This window comes from Roseateles amylovorans, from assembly GCF_025398155.2.
Lineage (GTDB): Bacteria > Pseudomonadota > Gammaproteobacteria > Burkholderiales > Burkholderiaceae_C > Roseateles > Roseateles amylovorans.
On record NZ_CP104562.2, the window covers coordinates 3,342,634 to 3,367,431 of the forward strand.

A 24,798-nucleotide genomic window follows, 5' to 3' on the forward strand; every position below is an offset into this window, starting at 1 on the left:
GTCGCACTTCAATCTTGAGCGGGCCGTTTCAGGAAGTGCCCATGGGGGATTTCAATTGATCAGGAATTCAACTGAAGTTACAAACTGATGCTTAATGCTGGTGTGAAAGTGTCGCGAAGAAGGCCATCAAGGATAGCCACAAGTATTTTGACTCTCTCGGAGCGTTTAAATGAAAATCACTCAATTAGCCCGAGTTGGTCAATTAAATCGCGGCGCCGATTCGAATGAGTTAATCGCTCTCGAGCAGCAACTCGGTTACACCATCCCAAGTGAGCACAAAGTGCTGCTTCAAATGGCGAACGGATTCACTCTGGAGAATGGAGTATTTATTTATTCATCGTCGGAACTGTTCGAGAGGAACTCAACGTTCGAGGTAGATCGCTATTCTCCGGGCTATATAGCCATCGGTGATGACAGCGGTGGAAGATCGATTTTGATCGCCCGAGAAAAGGCAGGTGTATTTCTCGTTGACCAAGGAAGCATGGATCCTGACGAGTTCGAACTAATAAGTCAGACCTTGTCAATTTGGCTATCAGATAGCTGCTCGCTTCGAGCCCGGTAGGTTGGGGTCATTGACCCCAACGCTCCTGCTCCCAATCGAGTGAACCCGATCAGGGCATCCGGTGCGAGCCTGCGGCGGGATCAGCGCACGCCTCCGGGATCGGGGCCCGGGCGACCTCGAACCTGTATGCGAGTGGCGCCGGTGACATTCGGACGATATTGACGCTGTCGCGGGCGCCGGAGCATATTGCCTTCCGCATAACCCGGCACGATCCTCACTTACACTGAGTTTGAAGGATCCTTCGCGAGTCGCGTCACCTCTCGCTCGAAGTCAGCACAGGCTCCGTTATTCAAGTTGCGCAGCCCATCTCCAATGCTGCGCCCGTTTCCGGGCACGACATTCGTCATAGAGGTATGGCTGTGCGGCGGTAAGTGCCCGTCGTGTACGCCGCACTCGCGGTCACGCGCGTCCCGCTGCCCACATTGACCTAGCCATTGAGCTCGGCACCCCGCAGCCGCACCTGCCCGTTGGAGAGGTAGTAGTTCAGCGCGTTCGCATACTCAGCGCCACGAATAGCCACATGGCTTAATCGACCGGAAGGACGCAGATCGTCAAGACGGGCCGGCTGGACGCTCACGGCGGTGAGCTTCAGAAGCCAGATACAACAAGGCCCGCGTCAGCGGCCCTTGGGGTTGGTCTTCTTCCCTTAGCAGCTATTCAGCTGTTCAGTGCAGTGTTGCATTGCAGGACGGTATCTGACCCCGGCTTCCCCGGGACCCGGCCTCCACGGGCCCAGCTCTACTCGCGACCGGGCCAACGGCCAGATGTGCGCCATTCGTTGAGATAAGCGGTGGCCAGATCCTCGCTAATTTCGTCATCCTCTGGATCGAAGTCGCCCTTCATCCACAGATTCAACAGCGGCTTAACCTCCGCTTCAGCATCCGACCACTCCCCGTCCTTTCTCGCCCGCCATAGCCCACCGGTGCCGAAGTCTGCCGCCGCAACTTTGTCACTGCGATAGACCTCGCGCGGTACGCCTGTGGCGTAATCTACGACGTAGTATTTGTATTCACTCATGGGCTTCACTTAGGCTTCTTGATCGACAACGCGTCTCGAGGAACTGGAACGCTTGCGGAGTTCTCAATCATCTGGTTTCGCAAATCTGTCCATGCGTGGTCTGTCCTTGGCAAGACTCGCTGCTGCGTGATTGATAACGTCCTTCATCTTGAAGCTTGTCGGCGTGTGGAACTGCAATTCGAACATCTCACCCTCGGGTGTGAGATCTTGCCCCCGCACAACCGGACACTGGCTATTCGCAATTCAGCGCCTGAACTCCCAGGCGCTGTTGGTCTTTCAATTCACGTCTGAACTCTCGAGGCGACCTCATTCGTAGACTCGAGTGCGGGTGCACCTCGTTGAAGTGCTCGAACGCTGCGGGCAACTGCGCCATCACCGTTTGAGCGTCCGCCAGGTCCATGCGGCATCGGGATGCCGATGACGAAGGCCACGCCCGCCATGGTCCAGGGCAAGACCTTGTAGGAAGACCGGCTCACGATGGCGTCGGCCAGGCTGGTGGTGACCCCCGAGTCCGCCAGCAGCTTGCCGAGCATCGCCCCCAGCGCCACCACCAGCCCTACCGCGCCCAGCGTCTTGCCGGCACCTCCGGAGATGGCCGAGACCAACTTGTTCAAGGGTATGCCAGTGGCCAGCCCCACGGCGATCGACACGAGCAGCAGCGCGACCAGCGGATGCAGTCTCGGCTTGGTCACGATCAGCGCCACCAGGCCAAGCACGCTGACCAAGGCGATGACCAGCAGTTGGATGTCCTCAAGGCTCATGGTCGCCTTTCTCCGTCGTTGTTGAAGCGATGTCCTCCGTCAGGCAGCAAGGGCGACTGACCGAGGGCGCCATGACGTTAGCAGGGCAGGGCCGGGAGAAGGGCGAGGAGTGTGCTGCGCGCAGTCTGGTCGACAGACCAAGGGCCCACACCGCGTCTTCGGCCCCAGATCAACATCTGAGGCGTCAAGCGAGGGGGCGTCAGGCTCGTCGGTTTGAATCGGGGAGGGGCCGGTCGTCCCGCAGCACGTCACCGCAGCATGCCCCTTCGGCGAAAGGTCCTATCCCGCGTTCATGTGTGCGAATCGTAAAAAGGCGACAAGCCGCCACCTGGCGTTACGAAAGTCATTTCGGTCGGCCGAGATCGTTAAGTTACATTGCGCTCCGTTTGCATATCGGCAAACCAACGACTTGTTTGGGCGGTTGGCAATCCGCAATGGCTTCGATCGCACAAGTCGGCTCAAGGGGTAGGGCGCGCTACGACGAGAGGGCGCCTGTAGGGGAGGTCTATGAGGCAGGGATTCGGGCGCGCAGCGCTGGCCGCGGCGTGGCTGTGCATGGCTGTTTTCAGCTGGATCGTGGGCGTGGGAACGGCCATGGCCGCCACGACACCATCGCAATTCCTGGTGGTGGACGTCCAACTGGTGAGCAAGACACCGGTGGCCGGCAGTTCGACCGGGCAGCACGACTATGTCTACCGGCTTCAGATCCGCAATGCCGGCGCTGATGTGCTGGGCGCGCAAGGCGTGGCGACCAGCCGGCGGAGTTCGGTCGTGGCGACCGATGCCGAGGTGAGCTTCCCGGCGATCAAGGCGCGGCAGCTCGCGGTCAGCGGCGACACCTTCACCCTGCGCGCCGGCCAGTTCTTCGACCGGCGGCTGGATCCCAAGTCGATCCGCAACGGTCGCATGACCTACGACGTGCCCGGCACCGACCCCGACGATGCCCGCGCCGGCTTCGCGCCGCTGATGCTGGACCTCGGGGACGTGGTCATCAACACCTGGTACGTGACCAAGCTCAATGCCGTGCTGGCATGGCAACTGCAGCCGGTCACGGACGTCACCGCGCCGGTGATCAGTGCCACGCTGCCGGTCGGCAACGTGGCCTCGGCGCGTCCGGTGATCTCGGCCAGCTACGCGGATGCGGGCGGCGCGGTCAATCCGGCCAGCGCCGTGCTGAGTGTCGATGGCCAGGTGGTGACCGGCGCGGCCGTCACCGCCACCGGCATCCGCTACGTCCCGACTGCCGACCTGGCGCAGGGCGCGCACACCGTGGGGCTGAAGGTGCGCGACACCGCCGGCAATGAAGCCTCGGCGACCTGGAGCTTCAGCGTGCTGACGTCCGGCCCGGCGCTCACGCTGACCACGCCGGCTGAAGGCGAAGTCCTGGCGGCCGACGCGCTGCCGACGCTGAGCGGCCAATGGACCGCCACGCCGGCCGGCATCGATCCTTCTTCCCTTTCCGTGCGCTTGGATGGCCAGCCGGTGACCGCCCAGATCAGTGGCAATGGTTTCAGCGCCACCGTCGCGGCGGCGCTGACCGAAGGCGCGCATACCTGGACGGTCACGCTGAAAGACCCGTCCGGCAACGTCAGCAGCCGCACCGGCAGCTTCATCACGCGCAGCGCGCCGGTGGTCACCCACAAGACGCCTTGGGACATCTTCCTGCCCGCCGGCGCCACGCCGACCATTCGCGCCACCTATACCGACATCGGTGCCGGCATTGACGCCAGCAATGTGCGCCTGCTTTTCAACGGCACCGATGTGACCGCGCAGTCGAGCGTCAGCGATTCGGCCATCGTCTACATGGTGCCGACGGCGCTGCCGGACGCCAGCCATCAGCTGCGTCTGACGGTCGTCGACCGGGCCGGGAACGAGACCATCGACGAATGGCGTTTCGGCACCGCCCAGGCGCCCGTGGTCACCGTGGTGAGCCCGTTGGAGAAGGTGCTGCCGGCTGGCAGCCGTCCGACGATTGCAGCGGATTTCGTTGACACGCGCCAGGGCATCGACCGGGCGTCGATCTACCTGAGCCTGAATGACGAGGATGTGACCGCCAAGGCGACCATCACCGACACCGGCATCCGCTACACCCCGGCGCAGCCGCTGCCGGAAGGCCCCTACACGGTACTGCTGCAAGTGGCCAACCGGGCCAATGCGGCGACCAGCCAGACCTGGGGCTTCGAGGTGCAACCGGTGACCCGCTACGAGGTGAGCATCGTCAGCCCGGGTGCCCAGTCGGTGACCGAGCCGGTGGTCCAGGTGACCGCGCAAGCGTCATCGAATCGGACCAAGCCGGTGAGCATGACCGTCGCTGGCCGTCCCATGGAACTGAGTTCCGAGGTGATCGAGTCGGGCCTGCGTTTCACGCTGCCGGTTGACCTGGTGGATGGCATCAACACACTGCAGGTGGTCGCCACCTTCGAGGATGGCGAAACCCGCAGCGCCAGCGTGCAGGTGAGCTATGACGCCCCGGCACGTATCACCATCACCAGCCCGGCCGACAAGGCCATGCTGGGACGCGCGCTGAGCAGCAGCCCGATCGATCTGACCGGCAACGTCGAGCGCCCGGTGGACATCACCGGACGTCTGAGCAAGCCGGTCCAATCGGTGACCGTGAACCAGCAGCAGGCGGTGCTCAACAGCAACGGCACGGAATTCAGCTTCCCGCGCTTCTTCCTGCGCGAGGGCACCAACATGATCACCGTGGTGGCGGTGGATCTGAAGGGTCGCACCAGCAGCGCCGCGATCACGGTGAGCGTCGACCAGACGGCCCCGATCCTGTCCATCGAAGCGCCGCTGAACGGCTCGGTGACCAGTGCCGCGAAGGTGGATGTGCGCGGCATCGTCAACGATGCGGTGGAGGGCTTCACGGGTGCGCCGGAGCCGATCGTCAGCGTGTGGGTCAATGGGGCGGAGCCCGCGGGCGTGAAGCCCGCGCAGGTGGCGGACCGTTACTTCGTGCTGGCCGATGTGCCCTTGGTCGTCGGTGAGAACGTGGTGATCGTCACCGCCCGCGACCAGTTCGGCAACGCACGCAGCCAGGAAATCCGCATCAACCGCATCGCGGTGGGGTCGTCCCGTCTGACGCCAGTCGGCGGCAACCATCAACGGGGACCGATCGACACGCAGTTGCCCAAGCCGTTGAGCGTGGTGGCCCTGAACGCGGCCGGCGAGCCGGTGGCCAATCTGCCGGTCAAGTTCGATGTCACCCGGGGCACCGGCAGCATCAGCCTGACCGAGGCCGTGGACACCACGAGCAACGGCGCGACGCCGTCCCGCAATCTGACGGTGCAGACCGATGCGTTCGGCCGTGCGCAGGTGTGGTTCAAGCTCGGCAAGGTGGCCGGCCCGGGCGCCAACGTGGTGCAGGCAAGCCATCCCTCGCTGGTGGAGCCGGTCACCTTTGTCGCCACCAGCGAGCGTGGCGCGGTGGCCCTGGTCAATGCCGACTTGGGCATCCACCAATTCGGCCAGACCGGCGCGCAGCCGCTGGAACTGATGAGTGTGGTGGTGCGTGACCGCAGCGACAACGTGCTGCCTGGCGTGCAAGTCGTGTTTTCGGTGGAGGAGGGCGATGCCTACTTCGCCGACACCCCGGGTGCGATCGCCCGGGACAACGGTCGTCGCATCGTGATGACCACCGACAAGAACGGCCTGACGGCCGTGCGCCCGTGGATCGGCACCCAGCCGGGCCTGGTGCGCGTGGTCGCGCGTGCGGTCATGCGTGAAGGCGGCAATCCCGATGTGCCGGCTGACCTCACCGGCGAAGCCAGCTTCCAGGTGCAGGCCAAGCAGGCGGTCGACGGACCGGCCAACTTCGCGGGTTATGTCTACACCGACAAGGGGCAGCCGTTGCCCGGCGTGCGGGTGAGCATTGCGCGGACCGCCTTGTCCAGCACCACCGACGACAACGGCGCCTTCGAGCTGCGCGACGTGCCCGCGGGCCGGGTGGACCTGTTCATCGACGGCCGCACCGTCAATCCGACCAATGATCCGTCGCGTCAGCAATGGCCCAGCCTGCACTTCGAAGCCTATGTGGTGAAGGGTCAGGACAATCAGCTGCCGCACCCGGTGTATCTGCCGCCGCTGCTGACCAGCGAAGCCAAGGTCGTGGGTGGCAACCAGGATGTGATCCTGAAGATCCCCGGCATCGAGGGCTTCCAGATGAAGGTCAAGGCCAACAGCGTGACCTTCCCGGATGGCTCCCATGTCGGCACCTTGGTGGTCAGCCCGGTCACCGCCGACCGTCTCCCGATGGCACCGCCCGCCGGTGGCGCCACCTTCGGCATCCCGGCCTGGACCATCCAGCCCGCCGGCACCCGCTTCGATCCGCCGATCGAGGTGACCTTGCCCAATGCCAGCGCCAAGCCCGCCGGCGATAACCTGCCGATCGTGCAATGGGACCATGACCTGGGGCAGTATGTGCCGATGGGCCGTGCCACCGTCAGCGAAGACGGTGCGGTGATGGTGACCGATGCCGGCTCCGGCATCACCAAGGCGGGCTGGGGCGGTCTGTGTCAGTACGACCCTGACAAGTGCGCCACGCCCAAATGCCAGGAGTGCCAGAAGGCCAATCCGGGTGGCAATGGACCCTGCTGCGTGTTCGATGCGACGGCAGGCGGTCCGTGGCCTCCGATCACACGCGGTCTGGGTTTCAATCCGAAGGGCTGGGGCCCGTCCGGCCTGCTTGAAGTGCTGTTGAAAGAGGTGCTGGGCGTGGACGGCCGAGTGGATGTCCAGATCAAGGTGGAGAGCAGCACCGAAGGCGCGTGCTGTGAGGTCCGACAGAAGAAGCGAGAGAAGCACACTGCCCAGTTGGCCTTCGGTGTCGAGGGCATGGTCGATGCGGAGATCCTCAAGGCCTCGCCCCCAGGCAGGATCCTGGATACCTTTGGTGTGAACGCGTTCATTCGGTTGAAGGTGGGTGGACAGGGTGCTGGCACCTTCGCTGACGATCATTGCCCGCTGGACTACGATTCGACCGTTCAATACGGGCTGACCGGCCAGGTCAGCGCAGCCGGCGAGGTTGGCCTGCGGTTCAAGCCGCCGGGCACGGGCTCCGGCACGCCAACCGTGGCCGTGGAAGGTTTTGGCGGCATCGAAGCGGCGGGCAAGATCCTGAGCAACACGACGCCCAACAGGCCGATCTTCGACATCGAATCCACGCTGACCTTCTACCTCCAACTGGATGTGATCCTGGGCAATGGCAGCATCACCGTGGCGAAGCGGAACTTCGAGTTGACCAAGCGAAGCACTGCGGACGTACGGCCGTTCCTGCCGAACTGACGGCCCAGTCCACTGATCCAGGGAGCGGCCATGTGGCGTTGGATGGGATGTTGCTTCTTCGTGGGCGCCGGCCTGCTGTATGTCATGGACACCCAGCGTCGGTCGGCGGGTCCCACCGACCTGCAGCCGGTGGCGGCGGTCCTGGAGCAGGGGCGTTGTGAGCCGGTCGAGCGGGCCACGTCGCCCGGCAAGACGCCGCTCTACTATGCCAAGCCGGTACTGAGCTACCGCTATGAAGCTGGCGGCCGGACGTATCACGGCCAGCGATATGCGCGGCGCGCTGACGCGACCTTCTCGACCTCGGCAGAGTGTGAGGCGTATGTCGCCTCGCTGGCCGCAGGTCCGTCGGTGACGGCGTGGGTGTCTGCCAGCGAGCCCGCCTACAGCGTGCTGGAGCCGGCCCAGCCGAAGGCGGGCTTTGGCTATGTCTTCATCCTCATCGGATCATTGTTCGGCCTGGCGGCCGCATGGTCGCAAATCAAGAAATGGCGGAGCGCCGTATGAAGTTGATGCCTCGAATCCTGTCCGGTGCTGCATTGCTGTGTTGCGCCGGTGCGTTGTGGGCCGCCGATGTCCCGTTGGGCAAGACCAGCCCGCCCAACCGTAAAAGCATGGTGGTGGAGACGGTGTATCCCTATACGGTCTACGAATACCAGCCGGCGATCGAGGTGCCGCTGTTTGGGACTGGCGAACAGCCCGATCTGAGTCATCCGGAAAAGCTGTTGAAGGCCCACTTCAACTACATCCGCACGGGCGACTATGACCGGAACTTCATGCTGTGGACGGCGGCGTCGCGCCAACTCATGGAGGCAGCGGACAAGCGGGGCAATCGCACGAAGGACGTCTGGAAAGCCGTCTGGGCGCGTGCCTATGCCGGTCACAAGATGGAGCTGACCCACTGGGTCACCTACGGCCGTTATGTGCTGCTGCAGTACCGGGTGAGTCCGGCGGACGGCACGACGCCGACCGAGGCGACCGTCGTGGTCGTCAAAGAGGGCAATGAATGGCGCCTGACCCAGGAGCTGCGAGCTGACCCGGTGGCGGTGAACTGGCGCACCTCGCCGGGCCGCATCCAGGTGCCGTCGGATGCGCTGCTGCCACCCGACCCGCTGCAGCCGGCACGTTGATCTGGACGCCGCGCGGCCGTCAGTTCCGCCGTGACATGCAGCAAGCCTCCGCGGCTTGACGGCGTCGCGCCCCCCGTTCCTTCTGACGCCTTGCCCACGGATGTCTGACGCTGCAGCGCGTGCAGCCTCTGCCTGGACCGAGCCGTGAATGCCGACGGTCAGCGCGCCCTTTCCGGGCTCGCTAGCAGCGCCGGTCAGCGCCCGTCAGCAGCGCGCTGTCCGCGCCCGCAATAGGCGCCCAAGCGATCACCCGATGGCAACGGCTGAGCGGCTGTTGCATTTAGTTTCAGTGCCGGGCGCATCCGGAGATCTGTCCTTGCCGTAGGTGTGCGGTGGGATGACGGCCGATCGTCATCGCCGTTGATCAAGGACATCGCGCCCATGCATGCACGCTCGCAAGGACTGACCCGATGAACGACCGGGTCCTCACCGAATCGGACTGGAAGAAGTTCGCCAAGTCCGCAAACTACAAGGATGCCGCCTTCATCAAGGCGCTGGCCGCGCTGGAGAAGGTCAAGACGCCCGAGGACGCGCTTGCCGCGCTCGACGAGGTGGAGAAGCAGGCCGATGTGCTGCGCAAGGCCAATAAGGCGGACAAGGACCTTGGGCGCCAGCTCGACGAGATCGGCAAGGCGGCAGGCAAGGCCCGCCAGTCGCAGGCGGCAAAGGCCCGAGAGTCCGCCGCCGCCGAGGACGCGCAGGACAGCCCCACGCTGCTGACGACCGCAATGATCCCGCTGCTGCGTCTGGTGAAGCAGGGCGAGCCGATGAAGGCCACTGTCGCCCTCGCCGGACAGGAGGCAGCGGTGCTGGTGAGCCGGCGCGAGGCCACCGCGGCACAGCGCAAGGTGCTGGGCGACCACCTTGGCGTGTCCGGCGGCGTCAGATTCGCAGTGGGCGACTGCCTCTGGGAAGAGGGCGCCTTGACCTTCGTGCTGCAGGCCAGCGCGGGCGGTCTGGCGAGGAAGATCTCGGCGGCGCTGTTGAAACAGGTCGAGCAGCGCATCCAGGTCCGCGTGCGCGGCGACGATGCGACCGACCTTCACGAGGACGGTCAGGACGTCGCGCCTTCGCCGTCGATGCCTGCATCCATGCCTGCGTCCATGCCGAACGACGGAGCGGCGACCCGGTTGCCCGAAGCGGCTGTGGTCCACCATGAGGCCACCGCCGCTTTCACGGCGCGCCTGGGCATCTTGGCGGCCCGGTTGAAGGACCTGGTGGCCGCCGGCCATCCCGCCGCCGCCGACCTCAAGCGGAAGCTCGCCGAAGCCGGTCTGCAGGCCCGCGCAAAAGCCTTCGACAGCGCCAACGCACTGCTGGACGAGGCCGAGGCGATGGCGATCGGCCCGGCCAGCGATCCGGCGGTCCAGGCCTTCGACGCGCTGCGCGCCCAGGTCGAGCCCCGCGTGCGCGAAGCCGTAGCGCCCGGCGTGCCGGCCGCGCTGGCCGAGCAGGTCAGGGCGATCGCCACGGCCTGGGACATGGTCGACGAACTCGCCGGCCGTCGCGACCACGCGCGGGCGATGCGGGTCCTCAAGCGCTTGAGCGAAGGCGAGGCGCTGACGCGCCTGCTCGCCGCGCGTCGCGCCGCTGGCACCGGAACCGGCCCGGGTGCGGGTGCGGGTGCGGAGACCTCCGCCGCAGGGGCCCCGGCAAAGGCCGGGCCGGGCCTCATCCAACAGCGCCGATTCATGCTTGAACGATGGGCGCGCATCCCGGCCGAACTGAGGGCGGAGCTCCGAACGCTGACTCAAGCGCTGATCGCCGAGGGCGGCGACCCGGATCCGAAGCAACTGGCCGAGGTGATCGACAGCCACCTGCGGGACCTGCTCGATGAGGTCCAAGCTCAGCTCGACGACGCGCTCAATGCCGGGGACATGAGTGCCCTGCAGGGCCTGCGCGGCCGCGTCGAATCTGACGGCGTGATGGCCCACCTGCTGAAGACCCCCGTCATGGATGGTTCGCGCTTCAAGCGGGCGGTGCTCGACACGATGGACGAGATCGAAAACGGCCTGGCGGCCTAACGACCTGAGACGGCCCGACGGCCAGAGCGCCAGAGCGCCAGAGCGCCAGAGCGCCTAAGCGCCAGGGTCCGCACACTCCACCACATTCTTCGGGAAACCACCCAATGAGCAATATCAAGGAACTGGACAGCTGGTGCCAGGAGGCGCGCGAGCTGCTGGGCGTCTCCTTGCGCCGTCTGTCCATGAAGTTGACGACGGACGACCTCTCCGAGGGGCTGAAGGCCCTGTCCAGACTCGCCTCGCAAGGCGCCGTGCGGGACCGGTTCATGACCGAATACGAAGCCCTCGCCCGCGAGTCGAAGACTCTGGCCGACCGTGCCAAAAACAAGGGCAGCAAGGACGGCGAGACGGACCGCGAGCAGGCGTTCGAGTCGATGGCAAAGCGGCTGGCTGAGCTGAAGGCGCGCATCGAGGTCGAGCTGCCGCTCGCCCAGGCGCGCGATGACTACCTCCGGCGATTGAAGGATTGCGAGAACACGCTGGACATCTTCAAGACGCTGCCGGGCGCGCAAGCCGATAAGCCGACCCAGGCGATCCGCGAGGCCCGCAAGCTCGCCGCAGCGATGGACAGCAAGGCCGCGCTGACGAGCGCTGTCGACGCATTGGGCGAGCCCTTCGCTGCAGCGATGGAGAGCGCCCGCAAAGCCCAGCGGGATGCCGCGGCCCGCATCCAGGAACAACACGCAGCGATGCCCGATTGCGAGCAGAAGATCTTGGAGGTCTCGGACCTGCTGGCCTTTGTGAACACCGAGGGCGTGGGTCTGTCCGCCGAAGCGCAGCAGTTGACGCAAGGCTTGGCCAAAGCCCGGAACCTGCAAGCCGCGAACGACTGGATCGGTGCCAGGCAAGCCCTGGCCGGCCTGCCCACCCGCACGTCGTGTGAAGCGTTGCGCGACAAGGCACTGAAGCAGATCGACGCCGGTCACCCCGCGGCCGCACAGGGTCGTGCAGCGATCGGACAGTTGAAGACGCTCGTCGAGCCCCTGGCATGGCAACCGCTGGAGGCACGCCTGTGGCGCGCGATCGCAGACCTGGCGGGTCCGACGGCGGACGAGGCGGCCGGACAGGCGGTCAAGGACGTGGTGAACGCGATCACTGCCAGGGTCCAGTCAGCCGAGCAGGACAACGCGCAGCTTGTGAAACAGATCGATGCGATCGACCGTGGCCTGTCTGACCTGCGCGCGCTGGCTCGGACCAGCGACCTCCTGGGCTTGACCGACCGCTTGCAGGCGCTCAGGAATCTGCACGCGCAGAAGCGACAAGCGCAAGGGGCGGCGCAAGCCGACGGCTTGGCGACGGACCTGGAGCGGATGCGGCAGAACACCGAGGACCTGCATCGCCAGTGGCAAGCGGTGGCGCCCTCGATGGTGGACCTGCTCGCTGAGCTGGATGCGCAGGCGGCCGACCCCACCGCGCCGCAGGACCTGCGGGACGCCGCCGCGCGGCAAAGCGCGCGCCTTGCGTCGACCGCAGCGCTGGTCGAGGCGCGAGAGTGGGCCGGCTTGCTTGATCTGCATGCGAGTGCCAGGCAGACGCTGGACGGGTTTCAGTCCGCCAAGGAGGCGTTCCTGTCGTTTTCAGAGGCGCGCGAGGCGGGCGACATGAAAGCGCGGAGTGAGTTCAAGCGGTTGCGGACGAGGTTCGACACGCTGGGGCAGACCTTGACCGCCGGCCAGGTGGAACCAGCCCGGATGCTGGCTCCCCTGGAGCGGCAGCTCGTTGCCATCGAGTCCGCCTGGTCAGGAAAGTGGGTCAGCGCGTCGAACAATGCGGCGCTGGATCTTGGCACCACCTTGCTGGCGCTGGCCCAGTTGGAGAAGCAGGCCGTCGCGGCAGGCTCGCCCGAAGGTGTGCGACAGGCCCGGGACGCCCAACGTCAGGACGAGGAACGCGGCCGCTTCGACGCCGTGCGTCGCAGCCTGGAGAACGCCATGGCTCTGCTCGAATCGCTGGATCCGGTGCAGGCGCGACGGCTCAGGGATGAAGCCGACCGGATCGGTGACGATGCCGGAACGCCCTGGAGCGAGCGGGTGAGGGCACTCGAGCGGACGTCCGCCGCCATCGACGCGGCAGTGACGACGGCGCAGGCCTTGTGCTCGGCCCGCAAGGAAGCGATGGCACTCAAGTGCCAGGCGATGGAGGTGCAGCTCGACGCACAGTGGAACGAGCTGGTCAAAAGCGGGGGCGAAGGCAAGAAGTTCGAGGGCATGTTCCAGGCGATGCGCGATGAACTCGCCGACCTCGCGGTGATGGCCCGTTCGCCCAACCTGGAGGCCGCGAAACGCAATGAAGCAGCGATCAACGCGCTGGATGTCCGCATGGGCGAGTTGCGCAATCAGTCGCTGGACGGCAAGGACCCGTTCCAGTCGGTCACCGACGCGCTGGAGGACCTCAAGAAGCGCCTGAAGGATCAGGACGCGCGTCTGCAGGCCAACGTGCCCAGCACCCTGGTGTCGTTGAAGAAGCGGCTGGCCGACGTGCAGGGCGCGCTGTACACCACGGATGTCGCCGACAGCCTGAAGGAACTGGCCGCGCTCCAATCCGCCCTGGAGCAGGCCGTTGCCGAGGCCACGCTCCACGAGGCCAAGCGCCAGGGCATCCACGCGTCGATCCCGATCCTGCAGCGTCGCATCGAGGTGATGCGGTCGGACGGACGAGCGCCCGACTACTGTCGCGACCTGCAGCGACGTCTTGAGGACGTCAAGCAGCAGGCCGAGATGCCCGACCGGCTCCACACCGCTTCGAGTGCGCTCGATCGCCTGCGCGCCGATGTGGAAACGGCGATCCAGCGGCCCGAGGAAGCCCTGGCCAAGCAGAAGGCGCTGCTGTTGGAGGTGCAGAACCAGCAATTGCTGCAGACCCAGTGGACGGCGGCGCTGAAGGTTTTCCGGTCGACGAAGCGACCTCGCGCCGCGGCGGCCGTGGAGGCGCCAGGCGGCGATCCCAGCCAGTTGGAGGAGGTCGACCGCCTGCTCGCCCTGGCGCAGACGTCCGCCCAGGTCGGCGACCACGCGGAGGCATTGCGCCGGCTCAAGCTCTGCGAGCAGCGCGCGGCGGAGGTGGTGGCGGATCCCAGCGGTCCGGGCATCGGCGCCCGCCGGGCGCTGCCGCAGAACGCACGCCAGTACGGCGACGCCGCGCGGCAGATGATCGATGCGCTCCAGGCCTTCCCCGGACAGGTGTCGGCCAAGGTGCCGGGCCTGCCGCCCGCGGTGCTCGACCGCATCACGCAGGCCACCGACAGTTTTGCTGCCCGCTTCGATGCGACCCTCTTCGACAGCCACGCCGCGCTGCTGAGCGACGGCAAGGCGGCGATTCGCACCCGCCGCGCGGACCGCGAGCAGGCGCTGGAGAAGGTGCGCGGACTGCAGTCGCTGCTGATCGACCACCCGGTGCTGACCGGCCTGCGGGTCAACCCGATCTCGGTCCAGCTGCATCAGGCGGCCCGCCGATTGAGCCAGCGCTTGACCAGCCTGGAAGCCAACATTCGCCGTAGTGTCCATTGACGCCGGCGCCAAGGACGACACCGCATCATGAGCAAAGAAACCGATTGGATTGAACAGTTCACCGGCATGAGCCTCGTCGACGGCTCGGCCAAGCCGGGCACCACGAGCTTGGTCGACCAGGGTGAACACTTCGAGAAAAAGCGCCTGGCGCAACGCGCACTGCTGAGCGAGGTGCGCGAACGGCTGCAAGGCTTCAAGGCCGAGTTCCAGACCGCCATGTCCACCGAGATCAAGACGGGCCGGCTCAAGGGCCAGAAACTGCTGAACGACCGCAAGACCCAGCTCGACGAGATCGAAGCCGAGGACTTCACGGCCGACCAGTTGCAGCTCTCACCGGAGATCACCGCCGCCATCGCGCGAGGCACCGGTCTGGTGATCAACGAGAACGAGCGGCTGCGCAACGCCCGCTTCAGGCTGGGCGACGCTGACGAGCCGCTGTTCGGCCCGCAGGAGATCCAGGCGGAGTTCTGGACCCCGCTGATGCGCGAGCGCATCCTGCCGGAGACCTACATCCCGGCGATGTACTCCGAAACGCAGCAGATGCTGGACGCGACCAGCCAGCGCTATCTGGACGAGGTGGAGAACCGCAAGGCGCAGGACGCGTTGACGCCCGCCGGCAGCCGGGGCGACGACCTGCTGGGCAGTGCCGCGGACCTGATGGACCTGAGCGGCCAGATGATCGAAAAGTTCGCGTTGGGCTCGCAGGAATTCCAACTCGCCACCACGATCCTGACCACCGGCGCCGCCGTGCTGCGGCAGGGCACCGAGGTCTATGGCCAGGTCAAGGACCGGCAATATGCCGACGCCTCGGCCGCCGGTCTGGACGTGATGGGCAGTCTCACCCAGACGGTGCTGGCGCAATGCGGCGTCGACAAGCCGACGACGGACCTCGTGAAAGCCGCGTTCGGTGCGGGCCATGCGTCGATCGCGGCCGGGCAGGCATTTGCCCGTGGCGCGGAGGGCGTGGACGACGCCCTCACCGCGCTGGCCGAGGTGTGCGCCAAGGCGCTGGGCGTTGCGGCGTCGGCCACCGACGGCTCGACCCAGACCGGCCTGAGCCTGGCTGCGCGCGCCGTGCCGGACGCCTTCGTGGCGGCGGCCCAGGCCCGGGAGATCCGACGCAAGGTGGAGGACCAGGACTATGCCGGCGTCGCCGCCTGTCTGGGCGAGGCGATGAAGACGGCCTTGCAGTCCGCCCAAGCGCTGCGCGAGATCAAGATGACGCAGGGCAAAACCGAGCAGGAGGCCGCAGCCATCAGGGCCCAGCTGGGTGAGCAGACGCAACGTCTCGGCGACCTCTTCGAACTGGGTGCGACGGTTGCCGAGCTCACGGTGAAGACCGCCATCGCTGCCCGGCGCGGCGAGTTCCTGGGCGCGCTGAACGAGCTGATCGGCGGCATCGCCGGTTCGTTGAACAAGACGCTGGTGGTGGCCGGGTTGCCACGAGACCAAGCCGGGATGATCGCGAACTGCTATCAGGCGGCGGCTTCAGCGCCTGCCGCGCTTCAGTGCCTCATGACCGATCCGCCCAAAGTGGACGCCGCGCTGAAGAAACTCAGTGGCGGCGTCGCCACCGCCTGCGCTCAGGCCGGCAACGACACCTTGTCCCGGCTGGGCTCCGGCCTGGCCGCGAGCCTGAACGCGGTGGCCACCGGGCTGCAGACCCATCAGTTCTTTGTCGAGAAGCAGTACGGAGAGGGCATTGAGGCCTTCGTCAACGGTGTGAAGCAGCAGCTCGACGTTGTTTTTCAGCTGGACGGCGGTCAGGATGCGGAGATTGAGAAGGGCGGGGAAGAAGGGGATGGCGGGGCGCTGGATCTGCTCGGCGGGACCGACAATGCCGACGTCACCGCGGACGACGACACGCCGGCCGAGATCGGCGCCGAGGCCGCAGCGAATGCGGTCTCCGACCTGCTGCTGGAACTCAAGGCCGCTGCCGGCGGCGCTGCTGCGGAGCAGAGTCGCCAGGCCTTGCAAAAAGCCCAGTCCGAGCTCATCAAGAGGAGGGCCGACGCAAGACGCAGCGCCGACGAGGACGAGGCTGCCCGGATCCTGGCGGAGGCGCAGGCTGAGCTGAAGGCTTTGTCTGGCGCTCAGGAGGCTGCCGCGGAGGCGTCCAGCATCGACGCGCTGATCGCCAAGATGGCGCGCGATCGACTGGTGTGGCAACTCGCGCAGCAGATCGCCGAAGGCGGCGCCGCTTTCCTGGCCAAGTTCGTTCCAGCGCTGGGTGCCGTGGGCGCCGGCATCAAGCTGGCGGCGAGCCTGCATGCCGCGGGCCTGCGCGCGCAGCAGCTCCACCGCTGGATGCAGCTGCAGGACGATTTCGAGGCGGCGCAGAGTGCGCTCGCCTCGTCGTCGCGCAACTTCGTCAAGAACCAGGGAGACCAGCTGGCACATCACGCCGCTCAGGCACTCTGGGCTGCGGCTGAACTCGCCGGGGCGAGCGGAGCGGCGGGCCCGGCCGGCACGATCGTCTCTGCCGTGGCCACCGCGGGCAGCACCATGCAGGCGATCATCGAGCAGCACAGGGATCGTGAGGCGCTGGAGGCCGCCTGGCAGGTCATCGCCAGGGCGCTCCGCAACCCTGGCAACCGCAAGCTGGGCCTTCAGGCGCGCGCGCTGAACGGCTCGCTGGCGAAGTATTCGATGGCCTGGGGGGCGGTGGAGCTGAAAGACCCCTTGGCCCGGAACGCGATGAAGGCCTGCGACCTCAACGAAGCGTCGCTCAACAACGAGGATTCGAACGTGGACAAGGTGGTCGCGTATCTGGAGTCGTTCTACGAGGACGATCCCCAGCTGTACCGCGAACTCGACGAGGCGCCGGGCTGGATGCCGCGTGACCTGACGCTGAATCTGGCGTCCTGGGCGCGGCTGAAGCGCCAGGCCGAGACCCACGCACAACTGAGCCCGGTCGAGACCGGTCATATCGACGGCTGGCTCGCCCTGTACGAGTCACAGAGCGACGACGACACGCCCGCACAGCGCACGGAGGCGGCGCGCAAGGCGTGGTCGGCCGCGCTGACAGCCGAGCGTGACCGCGCGCCGGACGGGCAACGTCCGGCAATTCCCGAGGCCGAGCAGCAGGCGCTCGGCGCTGCGCTGACGGCACAGCTTGATGCGGTCAGGGCGCGTATCGATCTGCTGGTGCGGCTTGAAGGCGGCTTCAAGGCGCACCAGCCGGTCCGGAAGACGGAGAACCCGGTACAAGCCCAGGCTGACGCGGCCGCCATGGGGCATGCCGTCTCGTTGCTGGCCCGGCAGGCCGCCAAGGCCGCCGAGGCGCTTCGGCGGGAACAGACTGCGCTGGCAGGGCAGCTTGGCGAGCTCAACCGCCAAGCGACGCCGGTGGGAGCGCGGGCCGCGGCCTGATATGTCCCGCGACGTTTCCCGTCAACGGTGCGCACGCGCGTTCGCCTTGCCTGACCGCGTCTGACCGCGTCTGACGGGTCAGGTCGCCGTTCAACGCCTCCCGGTGCCGGCTGTCGCTCTTCCGAGGGTTTGCGAGTGACCGCGCCGCCGTCAGAATGGTTGAGCGCAGCAGCGGGAGCCGCTGGATGCCAGCGGCTCATTGCAGTCTGGCGCACACGTTCGCTTTGAAAATCTCTTTCAAGGACACCCAAATGCATGCTCATCTCTTCGCGCTGACCATGATCGCAGCCGCGACCAGTGGCTCCGCCTTTGCACAAGTCGACCCAACGAAGCTTGTCGATGCTCAGGAAGTCGTCGGTGGCAAGTTCGAGGGATACCGACGCTCGGGCGCCAAGGGCGTCTGCGCCACGGCGGAGTTTGTGGGCAGCCAGCAGGGTCGCGTGCTGAGCACGGCATCTGCGTTCAGCGGCAAGCCCGTGCCGGTGATCGTTCGTTTCTCTGTAGGCGGTGGCAACCCCATGGCGCCTGACAACACCCGAGGCCAGCGCAACTTGGCGCTGCAGTTCGACTTGCCAAAGGGCGAGGTCTGGCAGATGGGCAACATTTCAGCCCCGGTCTTCGGAGCGGCCACGCCGGAGCAGTTCTTGGGCAGGCTGGAGTCCCTTCAGCCTGACCCCGAAACCAAGAAGGCCAACCCGGAGAAAGTCAAGGCGTTCGCTGACGCCAACCCGGAGGTCCTGCTGCAGGGCAAGTACTTCGCCAGCCAACCGGTGCCTGCCAGCTACGGTGCGGTGAACTATTGGGGGGTGCACACCTTCGGCTTCGTGGACGCCAAAGGCAAGAAGCAGTTCGGTAAATGGATTTTCGAGCCGGTGGGAGGCCTTGAGAACCTCACTGACGATGAGGCGAAGGCAAAGGGAGCCCAGTTCCTGTTTGACGAGCTGCGCCAGCGAGTGGCTGCAGGCACTGTGGCCTTTGACTTCAACCTGCAACTGGCTGAGCCAGGCGACGAACTCGACAGCGCCGTGAAGCCTCTTCCCGACGCCCGCAAGAAGGTCAATCTGGGCCGGCTGACGATCAAGTCGGTCGCTCCCGACGCCACGGGCGCGTGTTTGACGATCATGTACAACCCGCTCGTGCTGCCGAAAGGTGTCGAGGCCGGTCGCGATCCGATGCTCGCCGCTCGCGCGGCTCCCTACGCGGTATCGCTGGGCCGACGACTGACGGAAGGGGCCAAGCAGTAGTGCAGTTGGCCGTGCGTGGCGCACGGCCAGGAAGACGGCGAGACGCCGCATGTGAGGCGTCTTCCGCTCATCGCCGGACTGAGCCCAGAAAGGAGAGGGCGGATTCTCCAGGTGCCGGCACTGCGGCGTCCGCGGTCATGACGAAGCGATAACGCACTGGCGGGCTACCGGTGGTTGCCGTCAGCTCTGCCGGAACGCCCAAGTTCTGCGCCTCCGCCCATTCCAACGACAGTTCGGGCGTCCGACCAACGAAGCTTGCTTTCAGGTCAACATCGTGGAGCCACGCCGCCGCAGAGGCGGATACTTGGACCACAAGCGGCGTTGAAAGCTGGTTGAAGCGGAGTTCGGTCGCTTTGCCGGGCAGCACCGTGGCGCTTTGCTGCTGCGGCTTCTCATCGTTCACGGCGATCTGTATGGTGACTTGATAGGCGAGCGGGGCGCGAGCTTGGTGGGCCGTGGGTGTGCAACTGCTCGTCATCAGGACCAGCGGCAGCACCAGGGCGACCACGAGAATGACACGGGCGGTGTCGCCCCGATGATGCGGAGGGCGTCGCACGCTTTGAGGGCGGAAATGGCGGGATAAGCGGGATAGGCGGGATTGGAATTTGGACATCATCAGCTGCAACCTCCACTTGTCACTCTGCAGAGGGTGAACGGTCGCGTATATCCCTCCCGAGAGGGATGCGGCGCTTGCTGAGATGCTCATGCCTGCGGACCTGCCAGGCTTGGGTCGCCGGCGGCGCACATTAGCTCTGCGCTTCGGGTACCTGTGCTTTGGCGCGCCAGCCTTCCTCGTGACGCTTACGGGGGTAATCCCCCCGAAATCCACCGCTCCGAGAAGTAGAGCTATGCGGCCATGGCCAGCCGTTGTTTCGGGGTGATGCCGCCCAAGGCCGTGTTCGGGCGCTCATGGTTGTAGCGCCACATCCATTGCGTGGCGAACTCCTGGACCTCGTCAAGGTCCGACCAATGGTACTGCGACAGCCACTCGTAGCGGACCGTCCTGTTGAAGCGCTCCACGTAGGCATTCTGTTGAGGCTTGCCGGGCTGAATGTGCTCGATGTGGGGCGGCGGCAGAGGTGTCTGCTGCCTCAAAGATGCAAGCCATCACCACGGCGGAGGCTCGCACCATCGTCGGAGGGGCAAATTGCCCACGCACAGGACCTGTTGGCGTTGTTCCCAAGAGACACAACGCGAACGCGTTGGTTCGAGATGCCGACGGTAATATCGTCGGGCACCAACGATTCGTCAGTGGAAACATGACACCAGAAGAAGCTGCAGTGGGTGGCGGCTTCCGAGGGCCAACAAACGCGACGCATACAGAAGCACGCGCTACGACACAGATGGAAATTCCTCAAGGAGGTTCCATGACCATCACTGGTCAGAAAGTACCGTGCACACACTGCCGGGGCTATATGAACAGAGCTGCCTATGCTAATGATGCAACCATCAAATACCAATGGCGTGAAGATGGCAAAACCAAAACGTGGACTACCAAGAAATGACTGAACTAAAAAAGCTTGTCGAATTCGTTTCCGTTGAGCAAGAAGATGATGTGAACTATGTCTTCTTCGTCTTCCCGGTTGAAGAGGGCAGTGACCAAGAAGGCCTGCAGTTCCAATGGGCGGATAGCGAGGCAACAGTTGATGGTCTTTACATGGAGCTTGGTGACCAATTTACTGGGGCGTATGGGAAAGTCTCAGCAATCGAACAACGAGGGGAGGTCGTCGTCGTGTCGCGCACGGCGACTGCTGAACTTCCCTTTACCGAGCTACGCTTGGACTGCACTGCAATCGACAAAGAATTGGTCAAGACCGCAGTCGATAAGGTGGCGTCGGTACTTGCACGCTGACCGCTAATTGGTGGAAGGGAGGCAGTCAGGAGGGCTGTGCTTGCAGCGCTTTTCCATGAAACGGCGGACCTGTCAGAACTTTCGTGTGTGAGGCATAGCATGTCGACAAGGAGCATGAATGCCACGCAAGACGAAACCCGCTGCTGGGGCGGACAAGACCCCGGTCCAGTTCTCAGCTGAAGCACTGGAGCAATTGATCCCGGGGCCGGTCACACCTGCTGAGCTGGAGAATATCTTCCAGCACTTCAAGAAGGCGGTTCTGGAGCGGGCGCTGGGCGCCGAGATGAGCCACCACCTGGGCTACAAGCCGGGCGAGGAGAAGCCTGAGGGCGCGCCGGCCAATCACCGCAACGGCGAGGGATCCAAGACGGTCGTGACGGATGTCGGCGCGCTGCGCATCGACGTGCCGCGCGACCGGGAAGGCAGCTTTGAGCCGCAGATCATTGGCAAGCACGAGCGCCGCTTCACCGGGTTCGACGACAAGATCATTGCGATGTACGCGCGCGGAATGACGGTGCGCGAGATTCAGGGCTTTCTCGCCGAGATGTACTCGGTGGATGTCTCCCCGGACCTCATCAGCCGGGTCACGGACGAGGTGATCAGCGAGGTCACGGCCTGGCAGACCCGGCCGCTGGAATCGATGTACCCGGTGGTGTTCTTCGACGCGCTGCGCGTGAAGATCCGGGAGGACGCGGTCGTGCGCTCCAAGGCCGTGTACTTGGCGCTGGGGGTGCTGCCGGACGGCACGCGCGACATCCTGGGCATCTGGATCGAGAACACCGAGGGCGCCAAGTTCTGGATGAAGGTCTTCAACGACCTGAAGACGCGCGGCGTCAACGACATCCTGATTGCGGTCACCGACGGGCTCAAGGGCATGCCTGAGGCGCTGGGAGCGGTGTTCCCGGCCACGACCTTGCAGACCTGCATCGTCCACTTGATCCGCAACAGTCTGGACTTCGCCAGTTGGAAGGATCGCAAGGCGCTGGCCACAGCGATCAAGCCGATTTACCAGGCCGTGAGTGCCGAGGCGGCCCAGGCCGCGCTGGACGAGTTTGAAGCTGGCGACTGGGGGCGCAAGTTCCCCACCGTCGTCAGCGCCTGGCGGCGGGCCTGGGATAAGGTCATCCCGTTCTTCGCGTTCCCGCCGGAGGTCAGGCGAGTGATCTACACGACCAACGCCATCGAGAGCATCAATGCGCGACTGCGCAAGATCATCAAGACCCGGGGCCACTTCCCCAGTGACGATGCCGCCACCAAGCTCATCTGGCTGGCGCTGCGCAACATCACCGAAGACTGGGGGCGGGCGGCCCACAACTGGAAATCGGCGATGAACCAGTTCGCGATCCTCTACGAAGATCGATTCACGAGATAGACCCGTAAGATCTCGATGCGCTTCACGAATTCAGTGAAGGCTCAATGAGCCTTACACACGGAAATTCGGACAGGCCCGCCCATCTGGATGCGGCGCTCGTCCTTGCGTGCCACCTCGGCGGCGCACAGCAGTTGCAGCGCCTCGCGCAGCGTCATGTCGGCGCGAGAGGCCTGATCCAGCAGCGTGTCGAGCTGGTCGCGGATGGCGGTCAGCTTCAGCCGCGTCAGCATGCCGTCGAGTTCGTCCACAGGCATGGCTTGTTCGGTCTTCTTGACGCGTGCCATTACCAAGCTCCCCCGACCAGCGCCTCGTACTCGACGAGGTCGCGTTGCAACTCGGCAGGCGCCGCAGCGGACGGCGGCGCCAACCGGGTCGCGCCGATGAACTGGCTGCCGACGATGCCGGCCAGGTGACTGCGCTCGATGACGCTGCTGCGACGCAAGGAGCTCTGCGCATGCCGCGCCACTTCCTGGCCGGCGTACAGCACCTGCACCTCGCAGTCGGACACCACGACGCTGACTTGCTCACCGATGAGCTTCCAGGGCACGGAATAGCGGGAGGTGTCCAGCTCGATGCAGGCGTCGGTGTGCACGCGCCGCACGAGTTCGCGCATTTGCAGGAACGGCGCCTTTGACGGCAGCGGACGCAGGGACCGACGCTCATCGCGCTCGAACCGCTCGATGGGTGGCTCGCCGGTCGTGCCGTGCATGCGCACATCAGCCACGTCGCGCATCCAGCGGTCCAGGTGGGCTTGCAGCGTGTCCAGGCTGGCGAACGTGTGCCCTGCGATGGCGTTGCGCTTGACGTAGCCGACCCCGCGCTCGTCCTTGCCCTTGGTCTGGGCCCGATACGGCGCACAGGCCCGAGGCGTCACGCCCCAGTAGCTGCAGAAGGCGCGGAAGCGGTCGTTGAGCTTGACCTCGCGCGTCTGGCGGTTGTGCTCCTCCACGAGCGCCTTGGCGTTGTCGATGAGCACCTCGTGCGGCACGCCGCCGAAATGCCGGAACGCGCCCTCCAGGCCGAGCAGCCAGGCCGACTGGCGCTCATGCAGGCTCAGTAGCACGTAGGTGCGACGGCTGTAGCCCAGCGTTGCGACGAACAGGAAGACGCGCGTGAGTTCCTCGCCGACCTGCACGTGGGTGCTGCCAAAGTCCACCTGCAGTTGCAGGCCAGGCGCCGTCTCGAAGCGCACGTGGGCGAGCGCCTGAGCACGCAGCGCCACTCGCATCGGCGCTACGGCGCGCTGCACGGTGCGCAGGCTTACAGTGATGCCGAACTCGCGCTGCAGCTCCTGGCGCACCACGTCGGCATTTCCCTTGTGCTGGCGAAGACGCTGCTCCAGCCACGCCCAATGCGGCTCGAGCAAGCTGGAGCGCCCCGACACGTCCATAGGCTTCCAGCCGCCACTGCGCAGGTACTCCCGCACGGTGTTGCGGCTGCAGCCCAGTTCCTTGCTGATGCGCTTGGCTCCCCAGCCCTGCGCTTGCAGCGCCAGCATCCTCTGCACCTCCTGCGGAGCCAACATCGTCTGCCTCCCTCCGTCGTACATGACGCGGGAAGGATCGGTCACAACGTCCGTCATGCGGACCTCCTTCTAGTGAAGGGGGTCAGTTCTGGATGTCGTCAGGGGGGCAGTATTGGATGTCGCCTGACACTTGGAGGTGTCCTCGTGGTGGAGAGCTGAGGATGGCGAGTCAGTCCGTGTTGCTCTGGGGAGCAGTGTGGAGCTGGACGCCTACGAAGACGTCATGCAGCGTTTCGAGTACCTCAGCGCTCTTTGGGAAACGATGGCTTCGGCCCATATCGGATGCGGCCAGGTCGAGGCTGCCGCGGCTATGGGTCAGTACGGCGGCTTTGAATTCAAGTGCCCAGTAGCTGCGGCCTTGCTTCAATGCGGGCTAGCGCTTGGCGTGCCAGCAGCCATCAAGGGTGAGTGGCCTCAATTCAGGAGTTCGGTCACCCGCTCTTGCTGGCTTCCGAACCGAGAATGCCCACCATGGGGCACGGAAGCGCTGACGCGGGAGCAGTCGAGGCTGTTTGTACTCAGCGCGCTCGAGCACCTCGCGTCGGTCAGCAAGCGAGGTTGGTCCGAGGCCCTCTGGCGCCGAGCTTTCGCGCCAGAGGCAAAAGCCGAGATGGCGTCAGGGGAATTGATGCTTTCAGGCTTGGCCTCGGACGACCAGCTCCTAAAAGCGTTTCAGGAGGCGGGTGAAAGCTGCGCAGGCTTTCAGCCCGAAATCGAGCCGGAGTTTTCGAGCTGACCTGAAAGCGAACTGGCGCGGGAGCGTCCAGTCAGCCATCCAGCGCGGGAGCGCTTGGCCACCAGCAGGCATCAGCGCAACCGAGGGCAAGTGCATCCGGAAGTCGGAGACTTAACCCACGAGTGCGCATCCGGGAGTACTCGTACGCCGGTCGAGGAATTTCAACCCAGTCGAAGCGCATCCGGGTGTCCAACCCACCGAAAGTGCATCCGGGAATTCGGTCTCAACCCAGTTCGCGGCATCCGGGGATGGCTCGAAACCGCGAACGAAGAATCAACGGGTTAGGCCAGCTTCCTCGACGCCGCAACCCAGTTAAACGCATCGCGTGGGTTGCCGAACACGATGGTCAGCGCAGTGGTCGCTGATCTAGTGCGCCGTGCCCCCCCGGTCGACATGTCCATGTCCTATGCACCC

16 protein-coding genes and 3 pseudogenes are annotated in these 24,798 nt (G+C 65.3%); 12 read left to right on the forward strand and 7 right to left on the reverse strand.

What is annotated here, in order from left to right; all coding sequences use genetic code 11:
- The first annotated feature begins 169 nt into the window (after positions 1-169).
- Positions 170-562, forward strand: coding sequence for an SMI1/KNR4 family protein (locus tag N4261_RS13965; RefSeq protein WP_261755915.1), 393 nt, complete (start codon positions 170-172; stop codon positions 560-562).
- 738 nt (positions 563-1,300) lie between these two features.
- Here the strand turns inward: N4261_RS13965 and N4261_RS13970 are convergent.
- The 3 genes and pseudogenes from N4261_RS13970 to N4261_RS13980 all read right to left on the reverse strand — a co-directional run.
- Positions 1,301-1,579, reverse strand: a complete 279-nt coding sequence (locus tag N4261_RS13970; RefSeq protein WP_261755916.1) for a hypothetical protein — start codon at positions 1,577-1,579, stop codon at positions 1,301-1,303.
- 232 nt (positions 1,580-1,811) lie between these two features.
- Positions 1,812-1,979 (reverse strand): annotated as a pseudogene (locus N4261_RS13975) (integrase core domain-containing protein); the annotation flags it as partial.
- A 4-nt stretch (positions 1,980-1,983) separates the two neighbouring features.
- Positions 1,984-2,340: pseudogene (locus tag N4261_RS13980) on the reverse strand (GntT/GntP/DsdX family permease); the annotation flags it as partial.
- A 555-nt stretch (positions 2,341-2,895) separates the two neighbouring features.
- On the opposite strand from N4261_RS13980, the gene N4261_RS13985 reads away from it, so the two are divergent.
- The 7 genes from N4261_RS13985 to N4261_RS14015 all read left to right on the forward strand — a co-directional run bounded on the left by N4261_RS13985 (position 2,896) and on the right by N4261_RS14015 (position 18,899).
- A complete protein-coding gene (locus N4261_RS13985) occupies positions 2,896-7,626 on the forward strand; it encodes a hypothetical protein (RefSeq protein WP_261755917.1) in 4,731 nt (1,576 codons plus the stop codon).
- A gap of 30 nt (positions 7,627-7,656) precedes the next feature.
- The gene (locus N4261_RS13990) at positions 7,657-8,130 is read left to right on the forward strand and encodes a DUF3592 domain-containing protein (protein WP_261755919.1); all 474 of its coding nucleotides are present in this window, start codon (positions 7,657-7,659) and stop codon (positions 8,128-8,130) included.
- On the forward strand, positions 8,127-8,753 hold the full coding sequence (locus N4261_RS13995; protein ID WP_261755920.1) for a hypothetical protein: 627 nt from the start codon (positions 8,127-8,129) through the stop codon (positions 8,751-8,753). Before N4261_RS13990 ends, N4261_RS13995 begins: the two co-directional genes overlap by 4 nt.
- A gap of 410 nt (positions 8,754-9,163) precedes the next feature.
- Positions 9,164-10,777, forward strand: coding sequence for a hypothetical protein (locus N4261_RS14000; RefSeq protein ID WP_261755921.1), 1,614 nt, complete (start codon positions 9,164-9,166; stop codon positions 10,775-10,777).
- A 104-nt stretch (positions 10,778-10,881) separates the two neighbouring features.
- A complete protein-coding gene (locus N4261_RS14005; protein WP_261755922.1) occupies positions 10,882-14,283 on the forward strand; it encodes a hypothetical protein in 3,402 nt (1,133 codons plus the stop codon).
- 27 nt (positions 14,284-14,310) lie between these two features.
- Positions 14,311-17,655, forward strand: a complete 3,345-nt coding sequence (locus tag N4261_RS14010) for a hypothetical protein (protein ID WP_261755923.1) — start codon at positions 14,311-14,313, stop codon at positions 17,653-17,655.
- 251 nt (positions 17,656-17,906) lie between these two features.
- Entirely contained in the window at positions 17,907-18,899 is a 993-nt protein-coding gene (locus N4261_RS14015; protein WP_261755924.1) for a catalase family peroxidase, read from the forward strand.
- 67 nt (positions 18,900-18,966) lie between these two features.
- Here N4261_RS14015 and N4261_RS14020 read toward each other — a convergent pair whose 3' ends face one another.
- Together N4261_RS14020 and N4261_RS14025 are read right to left on the reverse strand one after the other, a co-directional pair.
- Entirely contained in the window at positions 18,967-19,512 is a 546-nt protein-coding gene (locus tag N4261_RS14020) for a hypothetical protein (RefSeq protein WP_261755925.1), read from the reverse strand.
- A gap of 233 nt (positions 19,513-19,745) precedes the next feature.
- A pseudogene (locus N4261_RS14025) lies at positions 19,746-19,961 on the reverse strand (integrase core domain-containing protein); the annotation flags it as partial.
- Between the two features lie 35 nt (positions 19,962-19,996).
- Between N4261_RS14025 and N4261_RS14030 the strand changes: the two are divergent.
- The 3 genes from N4261_RS14030 to N4261_RS14040 all read left to right on the forward strand — a co-directional run bounded on the left by N4261_RS14030 (position 19,997) and on the right by N4261_RS14040 (position 22,123).
- Complete coding sequence (locus N4261_RS14030) at positions 19,997-20,404, forward strand: hypothetical protein (RefSeq protein ID WP_261755926.1); 408 nt, start codon at positions 19,997-19,999, stop codon at positions 20,402-20,404.
- The gene (locus N4261_RS14035; protein WP_261755927.1) at positions 20,386-20,751 is read left to right on the forward strand and encodes a hypothetical protein; all 366 of its coding nucleotides are present in this window, start codon (positions 20,386-20,388) and stop codon (positions 20,749-20,751) included. Before N4261_RS14030 ends, N4261_RS14035 begins: the two co-directional genes overlap by 19 nt.
- A gap of 118 nt (positions 20,752-20,869) precedes the next feature.
- Positions 20,870-22,123 (forward strand): IS256 family transposase, encoded by a 1,254-nt coding sequence (locus tag N4261_RS14040; protein ID WP_261755928.1) that lies wholly within the window; start codon positions 20,870-20,872, stop codon positions 22,121-22,123.
- Between the two features lie 41 nt (positions 22,124-22,164).
- On the opposite strand, the gene N4261_RS14045 is transcribed toward N4261_RS14040, so the two are convergent.
- Both N4261_RS14045 and istA read right to left on the reverse strand, forming a co-directional pair.
- Positions 22,165-22,407 carry a hypothetical protein gene (locus tag N4261_RS14045; protein ID WP_290428820.1) on the reverse strand — a complete coding sequence of 81 codons (243 nt, stop codon included), beginning with the start codon at positions 22,405-22,407 and terminating at the stop codon, positions 22,165-22,167.
- Positions 22,407-23,705, reverse strand: a complete 1,299-nt coding sequence (gene istA, locus N4261_RS14050; protein WP_261755929.1) for an IS21 family transposase — start codon at positions 23,703-23,705, stop codon at positions 22,407-22,409. The genes N4261_RS14045 and istA overlap by 1 nt, the downstream gene beginning before the upstream one ends.
- Before the next feature lie 166 nt (positions 23,706-23,871).
- Here istA and N4261_RS14055 point away from each other — a divergent pair, with 166 nt between their 5' ends.
- Entirely contained in the window at positions 23,872-24,384 is a 513-nt protein-coding gene (locus N4261_RS14055) for a hypothetical protein (protein WP_261755930.1), read from the forward strand.
- The last annotated feature ends 414 nt before the right edge of the window (positions 24,385-24,798 follow it).

What these genes read in the sequence shown, in the direction of transcription:
- N4261_RS13965 (WP_261755915.1), top strand. Translation starts at nt 170, where the DNA reads ATGAAAATCACTCAATTAGCCCGAGTTGGTCAATTAAATCGCGGCGCC.
- N4261_RS13970 (WP_261755916.1), bottom strand. Translation starts at nt 1,579, where the DNA reads ATGAGTGAATACAAATACTACGTCGTAGATTACGCCACAGGCGTACCG.
- N4261_RS13985 (WP_261755917.1), top strand. Translation starts at nt 2,896, where the DNA reads ATGGCTGTTTTCAGCTGGATCGTGGGCGTGGGAACGGCCATGGCCGCC.
- N4261_RS13990 (WP_261755919.1), top strand. Translation starts at nt 7,657, where the DNA reads ATGTGGCGTTGGATGGGATGTTGCTTCTTCGTGGGCGCCGGCCTGCTG.
- N4261_RS13995 (WP_261755920.1), top strand. Translation starts at nt 8,127, where the DNA reads ATGAAGTTGATGCCTCGAATCCTGTCCGGTGCTGCATTGCTGTGTTGC.
- N4261_RS14000 (WP_261755921.1), top strand. Translation starts at nt 9,164, where the DNA reads ATGAACGACCGGGTCCTCACCGAATCGGACTGGAAGAAGTTCGCCAAG.
- N4261_RS14005 (WP_261755922.1), top strand. Translation starts at nt 10,882, where the DNA reads ATGAGCAATATCAAGGAACTGGACAGCTGGTGCCAGGAGGCGCGCGAG.
- N4261_RS14010 (WP_261755923.1), top strand. Translation starts at nt 14,311, where the DNA reads ATGAGCAAAGAAACCGATTGGATTGAACAGTTCACCGGCATGAGCCTC.
- N4261_RS14015 (WP_261755924.1), top strand. Translation starts at nt 17,907, where the DNA reads ATGCATGCTCATCTCTTCGCGCTGACCATGATCGCAGCCGCGACCAGT.
- N4261_RS14020 (WP_261755925.1), bottom strand. Translation starts at nt 19,512, where the DNA reads ATGTCCAAATTCCAATCCCGCCTATCCCGCTTATCCCGCCATTTCCGC.
- N4261_RS14030 (WP_261755926.1), top strand. Translation starts at nt 19,997, where the DNA reads ATGCAAGCCATCACCACGGCGGAGGCTCGCACCATCGTCGGAGGGGCA.
- N4261_RS14040 (WP_261755928.1), top strand. Translation starts at nt 20,870, where the DNA reads ATGCCACGCAAGACGAAACCCGCTGCTGGGGCGGACAAGACCCCGGTC.
- N4261_RS14045 (WP_290428820.1), bottom strand. Translation starts at nt 22,407, where the DNA reads ATGGCACGCGTCAAGAAGACCGAACAAGCCATGCCTGTGGACGAACTC.
- istA (WP_261755929.1), bottom strand. Translation starts at nt 23,705, where the DNA reads ATGACGGACGTTGTGACCGATCCTTCCCGCGTCATGTACGACGGAGGG.
- N4261_RS14055 (WP_261755930.1), top strand. Translation starts at nt 23,872, where the DNA reads ATGCAGCGTTTCGAGTACCTCAGCGCTCTTTGGGAAACGATGGCTTCG.